The organism is Rahnella sp. CG8 (assembly GCF_023701875.1).
Lineage (GTDB): Bacteria > Pseudomonadota > Gammaproteobacteria > Enterobacterales > Enterobacteriaceae > Rahnella > Rahnella aceris.
In genome coordinates this window covers 34,291-42,706 of sequence record NZ_JABAED010000037.1, presented here as the reverse complement: position 1 = coordinate 42,706, position 8,416 = coordinate 34,291, and the positions used below count along the sequence as shown (strand labels likewise).

The 8,416-nt window shown below is 53.3% G+C and carries 6 protein-coding genes and 1 tRNA gene; 6 read left to right on the top strand and 1 reads right to left on the bottom strand.

The features are described from left to right. The first annotated feature begins 128 nt into the window (after positions 1-128). A tRNA-Gly gene (locus HGO41_RS23175) sits at positions 129-204 on the top strand. A 314-nt stretch (positions 205-518) separates the two neighbouring features. Here the strand turns inward: HGO41_RS23175 and queG are convergent. Next, positions 519-1,673: a tRNA epoxyqueuosine(34) reductase QueG gene (gene queG / locus HGO41_RS23170; protein WP_014411559.1), complete on the bottom strand. Its 1,155-nt coding sequence runs from the start codon at positions 1,671-1,673 to the stop codon at positions 519-521. Here queG and nnr point away from each other — a divergent pair. From nnr to miaA, 5 genes are read left to right on the top strand one after another with little or no spacing between them, the layout of a single operon-like run. Further along, positions 1,672-3,186, top strand: coding sequence for a bifunctional ADP-dependent NAD(P)H-hydrate dehydratase/NAD(P)H-hydrate epimerase (gene nnr, locus HGO41_RS23165; protein ID WP_112198119.1), 1,515 nt, complete (start codon positions 1,672-1,674; stop codon positions 3,184-3,186). The two genes, queG and nnr, sit on opposite strands and share 2 nt — an antisense overlap. A 10-nt stretch (positions 3,187-3,196) precedes the next feature. Continuing rightward, positions 3,197-3,664 carry a tRNA (adenosine(37)-N6)-threonylcarbamoyltransferase complex ATPase subunit type 1 TsaE gene (gene tsaE, locus HGO41_RS23160; protein ID WP_013573759.1) on the top strand — a complete coding sequence of 156 codons (468 nt, stop codon included), beginning with the start codon at positions 3,197-3,199 and terminating at the stop codon, positions 3,662-3,664. Positions 3,665-3,671: 7 nt separating this feature from the next. Further along, complete coding sequence (gene amiB / locus HGO41_RS23155; protein WP_241916757.1) at positions 3,672-5,441, top strand: N-acetylmuramoyl-L-alanine amidase AmiB; 1,770 nt, start codon at positions 3,672-3,674, stop codon at positions 5,439-5,441. A gap of 31 nt (positions 5,442-5,472) precedes the next feature. Next, positions 5,473-7,392 carry a DNA mismatch repair endonuclease MutL gene (gene mutL, locus HGO41_RS23150; protein ID WP_131638412.1) on the top strand — a complete coding sequence of 640 codons (1,920 nt, stop codon included), beginning with the start codon at positions 5,473-5,475 and terminating at the stop codon, positions 7,390-7,392. Further along, on the top strand, positions 7,385-8,326 hold the full coding sequence (gene miaA, locus HGO41_RS23145; RefSeq protein ID WP_013573762.1) for a tRNA (adenosine(37)-N6)-dimethylallyltransferase MiaA: 942 nt from the start codon (positions 7,385-7,387) through the stop codon (positions 8,324-8,326). The genes mutL and miaA overlap by 8 nt, the downstream gene beginning before the upstream one ends. The last annotated feature ends 90 nt before the right edge of the window (positions 8,327-8,416 follow it).

The following is an 8,416-nucleotide window of genomic DNA, read 5'->3' as shown; positions in this document are numbered from 1 at the left end:
AATAGCTCAGTTGGTAGAGCACGACCTTGCCAAGGTCGGGGTCGCGAGTTCGAGTCTCGTTTCCCGCTCCAAATTTTTAAGTTACGTAGATTCAAAGATTTAAGCCGTAAAAAGCAGTGCCATGCGACGCGGGAATAGCTCAGTTGGTAGAGCACGACCTTGCCAAGGTCGGGGTCGCGAGTTCGAGTCTCGTTTCCCGCTCCAGTTTTCTTCTTCAGTTCAAAATCATTTCTTAACGCTTTCTTCCTGCATTTTCTGTGCATAAATGACGTGATCATTACACGATTTGTAGTAATGTTTTAAACAGACTTATCCACAGGTTTAGTTGTTTTTTTACACTGTCTGTTTTTTGCGCCCGCCATATTGCCAAAATATAACTTGTTGATTTAAATCAATATAAATTTATAAAGAAACGTTATGACGATCACTTGCTCTTTTTTTTGCACTTGATTGGCAAAGCATTTTTATTTTTATGCACAGAAAATATCGCTTTTCTCATGCATTGCTTTGGGGAATGGTTATGCATCCCTTGGCAAACCCTTTTCCACTGCGCGGATCAGGCGTTTTTGCTGTGAAGTTTGCACTTCTATCCGATGTTCATTCCTTCTTTCTGTCTGCTGTGCGATTGCCCAATTGATATGTTCATCCAGCAACGCATTTTCCCCTTCCCGCGACTGTAAGGCATTAAGCACGTCTTCCGAATAGGGCGCATTGCCCAGCGCCACTGCAATATTGCGCAGCCAGCGCAGATGTCCGATACGCCGGATCGGCGAACCTTCCGTGATACGCAAAAATTTTTCTTCCGCCCAGCTAAACAATTCAATCAGCTCTGGTGCATGCAGCGCGGCGCGCGGGCTGAAATCTTCTTCATCCGTCAGTTGCGAATAGCGATTCCAGGGGCAAATCAGCTGGCAATCATCGCAGCCGTAGATACGGTTACCCATCAGCGCGCGGAATTCTTCCGGTATTGCGCCTTCCAGCTCAATGGTCAGATAGGAAATACAGCGGCGGGCATCGACGGTATAAGGCGCAACAATGGCACCGGTCGGGCAAGTGGTGATGCAGGCCACGCACTTTCCGCATTTCTCTTCCTGCGGCTGATCGACAGGCAGGGGCAAATCAATCAGTAGTTCGCCAAGAAAGAACCATGAACCGGATTCACGGTTAAGAATGAGTGAGTGTTTACCAACCCAGCCAAGACCGGCTTTCGCCGCCAGCGGGCGTTCCATCACGGGGGCGGAATCGACAAAAGGGCGAAAGGTGACGGTCTGATCAGCGTGTTCAGTACAATGCGCCTGAATCATATCGCCAAGTTTTTTCAGGCGCTGGCGCAAGACTTTGTGATAGTCACGTCCAAGGGCATAGCGGCTGACGTAGCCGAGTTGAGGATTATTCAGGATTTTGGCAAAGGCTGCTTTGGCGGGTAAATAATTCATGCGCACGCTGATCACCCGCAATGTGCCGGGCAGAAGTTCATGCGGCCGTGCGCGTAACATGCCGTGGCGCGCCATCCATTCCATCTCGCCATGATATTGTTTATCAAGCCAGTCTTGCAGTTTAGGCTCTTCGGCAGATAAGTCTGTATCGCAGATGCCAACCTGCTGGAAGCCTAGCGATTGGCCCCATTGCTTGATATGTTGAGCCAGTTGAACGAGATCGAGAGGGAGTGTCATGACGAACCAACGTGAAAAACGAAACGAGGCGAGTTTACCACATTCTGTGTTTTCTGCTGACTGGCTGCGACAGGCTGAACGCCAGGCGGCGCAGGAAACGGGGATTTCTCTGTTTACACTGATGCAACGTGCGGCAAAAGCCGCTTTTTTACTGGCGCAGCGTGAGTTTCCGCAAACCCGCCACTGGCTGATTTTGTGTGGCCACGGTAATAACGGTGGCGACGGTTTTGAAGTTGCGCGTCTGGCGAAAACTGCAGGCATAAGCGTGACGCTGCTGGCCGTGGCAGGCAGCAAGCCGCTGCCAGAAGAGGCAGAAACAGCGCGGCAGGATTGGCTGAAAAGCGGCGGCACGGTTAACCCTGCGGACTTTGCATGGCCGCAGGACGCTGATCTGATTATCGATGGTTTGCTTGGCACCGGTTTATCTTCCGCGCCGCGAGCACCTTATGACGGGCTGATTGAAGCCATTAACTCGGCGTCTTTGCCTGTCATCTCTTTAGATATCCCTTCCGGTCTTGATGCGCAAACAGGTCAGACTGCGGGGAAGGCGGTTCACGCCACGCATACGATCAGTTTCATCGCCCTGAAACCCGGTTTACTGACCGGGCAGGCGCGCGACTACACCGGCAAATTACACTGCGATGCGCTGGGGCTGGAAAGCTGGCTGGGCGGGCATCTTGCTCCCTTACAACGGTTGGATGCGTCACAATTAGGCGCATGGCTGCACCCGCGTCGCCCTTGTTCTCACAAGGGCGAACACGGGCGTTTGCTGGTAGTGGGCGGCGATACCGGTTTTGCGGGGGCGATCCGCATGGCTTCGGAAGCCGCGTTGCGAAGCGGGGCCGGACTGGTGCGAGTACTCACTCACAAAGAAAATACCGGACCGTTACTGACCGCGAGACCTGAGCTGATGGTGGAAGAACTCACCGCAGAGTCGCTCGATGAAGGGCTTGAATGGGCGGATGTGTTAGTTATCGGCCCCGGTCTGGGTCAGAAAGAATGGGGCAAACAGGCGGTAGAACGCGCAGAAAATTGGGATAAACCGGCCTTATGGGACGCTGATGCGCTTAACCTGCTGGCAATCAATCCGCGGAAACGGCAAAATCGTGTGCTGACGCCCCATCCGGGCGAAGCGGCACGTTTGCTAGGTTGCAGCGTGAACGAAATTGAAAGTGACCGCTTACTTTCAGCGAAGAAACTCACGGAGCGATATGGCGGCGTGGTGGTGCTCAAAGGTGCCGGCACTCTGATTGCCAGTGAGCGTGGCGAGATGGCGGTCGCGGATGTCGGCAATGCCGGTATGGCATCCGGCGGCATGGGCGACGTACTTTCTGGTATTATCGGCGGCCTGCTGGCTCAGAAACTAAATAGTTATGATGCGGCCTGCGCGGGCTCAGTAGTGCATGGTGCTGCCGCAGACGAAATTGCCCACCGGCAGGGAACGCGCGGTATGCTGGCAACTGATCTTTTAGCGGTGATTGCCCCGTTAGTTAATCCAGACCTGAAGAAATAGATATCACTGAATGAATCAACTTAATATCTCTTTACCCGACGAAGCGGCAACGTTGCAACTAGGTGCTTCCCTGGCGAAAGCCTGTGAAGGTTCAACGGTTATCCATCTTTATGGCGATCTGGGAGCCGGTAAAACAACCTTTAGCCGGGGATTTCTTCAGGCATTAGGGCATCAGGGCAATGTGAAAAGCCCGACCTACACGCTGGTTGAGCCTTATCAGCTGGAAAAGATTGCCGTGTATCATTTTGATTTATATCGCCTTGCTGATCCGGAAGAACTGGAGTTTATGGGGATCCGCGATTATTTCGCACAGGACGCTATTTGTCTGGTGGAATGGCCACAGCAGGGGGCAGGTGTGTTGCCAGAACCGGATATTGAACTGACGCTGGATTATTCCCTGACCGGTCGCACCGCGAAGCTGGTGGCGGTTTCTGAATCTGGCATAAAATTGCTGCATCGTGTTCAACAGCAAGGATGATCACGCGATGAACTCACGTTTTACCTCTCTTTATATTTCAGCCGCGATGTTGTTATCGACGCTGATATTGTTTGCTGTGCTCGCCTCACCGGTTCTTGCAGCAGGCATGAAAAACATCAATGTTTCCAACGGTGCCACGCAATCTACCGTTACGATTACATTTGATGGCTCACCGGATTACTCTTTTTTCCCTCTGCACAACCCTGAACGCGTAGTGATGGATATCCGTCAGGACGGCGTGATGAAAGGCTTGCCGTTGAATTTCAACGGTCAGAATCTGGTGACGCGTGTGCGTGCCAGTACGCCGCCCAATGCGCAGAGTCAGCGTCTGGTATTTGAACTGAATCAGAAAGTCAGAACCAACGCCACCAAACAAAAAGACGGCAGCCAGTATACCGTGGTGCTGACCATGAACGCCTCTGCTCCGGCACGTCAGCGTGCACCGGTTGCCGTGGCGACCAACACGCCATCGCCAAATGCGGGCAAAATGATTACGCCTTCCGAAAAATCAAACCCGTTTACCAATGATCAGACTAAAGTCGTAGCTACTACGGTGGCGCCGGATAACTCACGCTCTTCTACCGTGTCGACCAGTGACAGCAGGATAATTGTCGCGATTGACGCCGGTCATGGCGGGCAGGATCCGGGCGCAATTGGCGCGGGCGGGCTGAAAGAAAAAAATGTCACCATCTCTATCGCCCGTAAATTACAGGCGATTCTGAATGCCGACCCGATGTTCCAGCCGGTCTTGACCCGCGACGGTGATTACTTTATTTCCGTCATGGGACGTTCCGATGTGGCGCGTAAGAAAAACGCTAATGTGCTGGTTTCCATTCACGCAGATGCCGCGCCAAGCCGCAGCGCACGTGGTGCATCAGTCTGGGTGCTGTCGAACCGTCGTGCTAACAGCGAAATGGGTAACTGGCTGGAGCAGCACGAGAAACAATCAGAACTGCTCGGCGGCGCCGGGGATGTGCTGGCGAATACCGCTTCAGACCCGTATCTCAGTCAGGCAGTGCTGGATTTACAGTTCGGTCATTCACAACGTGTGGGTTATGACGTCGCGACCCGTGTTCTGCGCGAACTGCGATCCGTTGGCTCTTTGCATAAAGCGAAGCCTGAGCACGCCAGTTTAGGCGTGTTGCGTTCGCCGGATATTCCTTCACTGCTGGTGGAAACCGGCTTTATCAGTAATTCAACTGAGGAGCGGCTGCTGGGCAGCAGCGCGTACCAGGATAAAATTGCGAGGGCTATCCACATCGGCCTGCGTAATTATTTCCAGTCGCATCCGATACAAAACGGCCCAAAGGTCGAAAACCGTCCGCTGCTGGCCTCATCAGCAGCAGCGGCGGCAGACAGTAGTGCGACAACCCGCTCTGCCGTGAGTCAACCGGGTCCGATTGAAGTGACTGCCGGGGCAGCCGGTGCCACGCAGATCCATAAAGTGACACGGGGTGAAACCCTGACCGGGATCGCGAACAGCTATGGCACGACAAATGCGGCACTGCGCGACCTCAATAAGTTGAAAAAAGACGGCGTCTGGGTCGGCCAGCGATTGAAAGTCCCTGCGGGAACCCGCACATCTTCAATAGCCGCAGCACCGGATTCGACAGCAAAAACGGCGAAGAAACCCGCGAAACATAAAGTGAAACGCGGCGATACGCTGTCGGCGATCGCCAGTAAATATGGTGTCAGCATGAACGACATCAGAACCGCAAATCATATGAAGTCTGGCGAGGTACAGCTCGGCCAAACCTTAACTATTCCACAGTCATAGGCGGGAATAACCGTCTGCCACAGGAGCCGCTATGCCGATCAAGGTACTGCCGCCGCAACTTGCTAACCAGATAGCAGCGGGCGAAGTTGTCGAAAGACCGGCTTCCGTGGTGAAGGAACTGGTGGAAAACAGCCTTGATGCGGGCGCGACGCGTATTGATATTGATATCGATCGCGGTGGCGCCAAGCTTATCCGCATTCGCGACAACGGCTGCGGGATTGGCAAAGACGATCTGGCGCTGGCGCTGGCACGTCATGCCACCAGTAAAATCACCTGTCTTGATGATCTGGAAGCGATCCTGAGCCTCGGATTTCGTGGCGAAGCGCTGGCCAGTATCAGCTCGGTATCGCGCCTGATTTTGACATCGCGCACCGCAGAGCAGAATGAAGCCTGGCAGGCCTATGCCGAAGGACGGGATATGGCGGTGACGATCAAACCGGCGGCGCATCCGCAAGGCTCGACGGTTGAAGTGCTGGATCTGTTTTACAATACGCCCGCCCGCCGTAAATTCATGCGCACTGAGAAAACCGAATTCACCCATATCGATGAAGTTGTCCGGCGAATTGCGCTGGCGCGCTTTGACGTGTCCGTCAATCTCAGCCACAACGGCAAACTCATCCGTCAGTATCGCGCGGTGAAAGACCGTTCACAGTTCTCCCGCCGTCTGGCCAGTATTTGTAGCCCGGCGTTTGTCGAGCACGCACTGGAAGTGGAATGGAGCCACGGTGATCTGGCGATCCGTGGCTGGGTCGCCGATCCGGCGGGTTCGCGCAGTCTGACAGATATGCAGTATTGCTATGTGAACAACCGCATGATGAAAGATCGCCTGATTAATCACGCGATCCGTCAGGCGTATCAGGATCAGCTCAAAGATGATCAGCAGCCCGCGTATGTGCTTTATCTGGATGTCGATCCGCATCAGGTGGATGTGAATGTGCATCCGGCAAAACACGAGGTGCGTTTCCATCAGTCGCGGCTGGTACATGATTTTATTTATCAGGCGGTGATGTCCGTATTGCAGCAGGCCGGGGCACCCGTTCTTGACGAGCCACAGCTTCAGGAAGATACGCCGCGATGGCAGCAGGAAAATCGTCAGGCGGCGGGTGGCAATCATTTCTCGCAGCCGGCAGAACGCAAAGTGCCGGCATCGCGGGAAAACAATTCCCCGCGCGAAAATGTGTTTCCTGAAACTGCCCGCGCCAGCCAGCCACGTGAATCTGCTTATCGCAGCACGGAACCTGCTTACAATCCTTCAGAAAGCAAAGCTTACGGACGTTTGCTGCAGCCCGCGCCGGAGTCGTTTTCCTTACAGGAACCGGCACCTGCTGTGGCACAGCCCGCTAAGCCCGCCGTTTCAGTGGCCCGTACACTGACGGAACCGGCGCTGGAATCGCACAGCCAGAGTTTCGGGCGCGTGCTGACGGTATGTTCCGCGGAATATGCGTTACTTGAGCGCGGCAAACAACTGGTGTTGCTGGCGTTACCGGTGGCCGATCGCTGGCTGAAATGGGCGCAGCTGACACCACCCGAAGAAGGATTGCGGCCGCAGCCGTTATTAATTCCGCTGAAGCTGACAATGCAGAAAGAAGAGACCGCCGTGCTGGCGCGCCATCAGGCGTTATTACAGCATTTTGGTTTAGAAATGCTCAGTGAGTCACAGCGTGTGACGGTTCGCGCGGTACCTTTACCATTACGCCAACAAAATTTACAAAAGTTGATACCTGATCTGTTAGGTTACCTTGCTGTTCAGCAGGAGGTGACTTCTGATGCGGTAGCTATGTGGTTTGCCCGCCACTGCGGCTGCGAGCATGAGGTCTGGACGATTTCGCAAGCCATACAATTACTCACGGATGTTGAGCGTCTTTGCCCGCAATTGGTGAAATCGCCCCCGTCCGGCCTTCTGCAACCTCTTGATTTACAGTCCGCGCTGGCGGCTTTTAAGCATGACTGATTCTGAAAACAACGCACTTCCCCCGGCAATCTTTATTATGGGGCCGACTGCCTCCGGTAAAACAGCATTGGCGATGTCGCTGCTGAAACACCTGCCTGTCGAGCTTATCAGTGTCGATTCCGCCCTGATTTATCGCGGGATGGATATTGGCACGGCGAAACCCACGGCAGAAGAGCTGGCTGAAGCACCGCACCGGTTGATTAATATTCTTGACCCGACGGTGGCTTATTCGGCGGCTGACTTTCGTCGAGACGCATTACGCGAAATGGCAGAAATAACCTCGCGCAATAAGATCCCGTTATTGGTAGGTGGGACTATGCTTTATTTCAAGGCATTGCTTGAAGGTCTTTCCCCTTTGCCACCTGCTGATCCTGTCGTGCGCGAGCGTATCGAAAAGCAGGCTGCAGAACAGGGTTGGGAGGCGTTACATGACCAGTTGCGCAAAATAGATCCCGTTGCGGCTATGCGAATTCATCCGAATGATCCGCAGAGACTGTCCAGAGCACTGGAAGTTTTTTTTATTTCGGGTAAAACTTTAACGGAACTGACTAAAATTTCGGGTGAAACATTACCCTATCGCGTACATCAGTTTGCGATTGCGCCGACCCGCCGGGAATTATTACATGCGCGGATCGAGGAACGTTTTAGTCAGATGTTGTCCAATGGTTTTGAAGACGAAGTCAGAACGCTGATAGCCCGGGGCGATTTGCATACAGATTTGCCTTCCATTCGTTGTGTGGGTTATCGCCAGATGTGGTCATATTTGTCTGGTGAATTCGATTACGATGAAATGGTTTATCGTGGTGTTTGCGCGACACGACAGCTGGCCAAACGTCAGATGACCTGGTTGCGAGGTTGGGAGAGTGTCGAATGGCTCGATTCTGAGAAGCCAGAAGAGGCCTTAAACCGTGTAATTCAGGTTGTTAGTGCATAGGTTGGGTGATTGTGTACAATTGATCAGTACTCAGCGCGCAAATTTTTTATGTGATTTATTTTCGAGCCGATAGGCTCAAAGTTACAAACA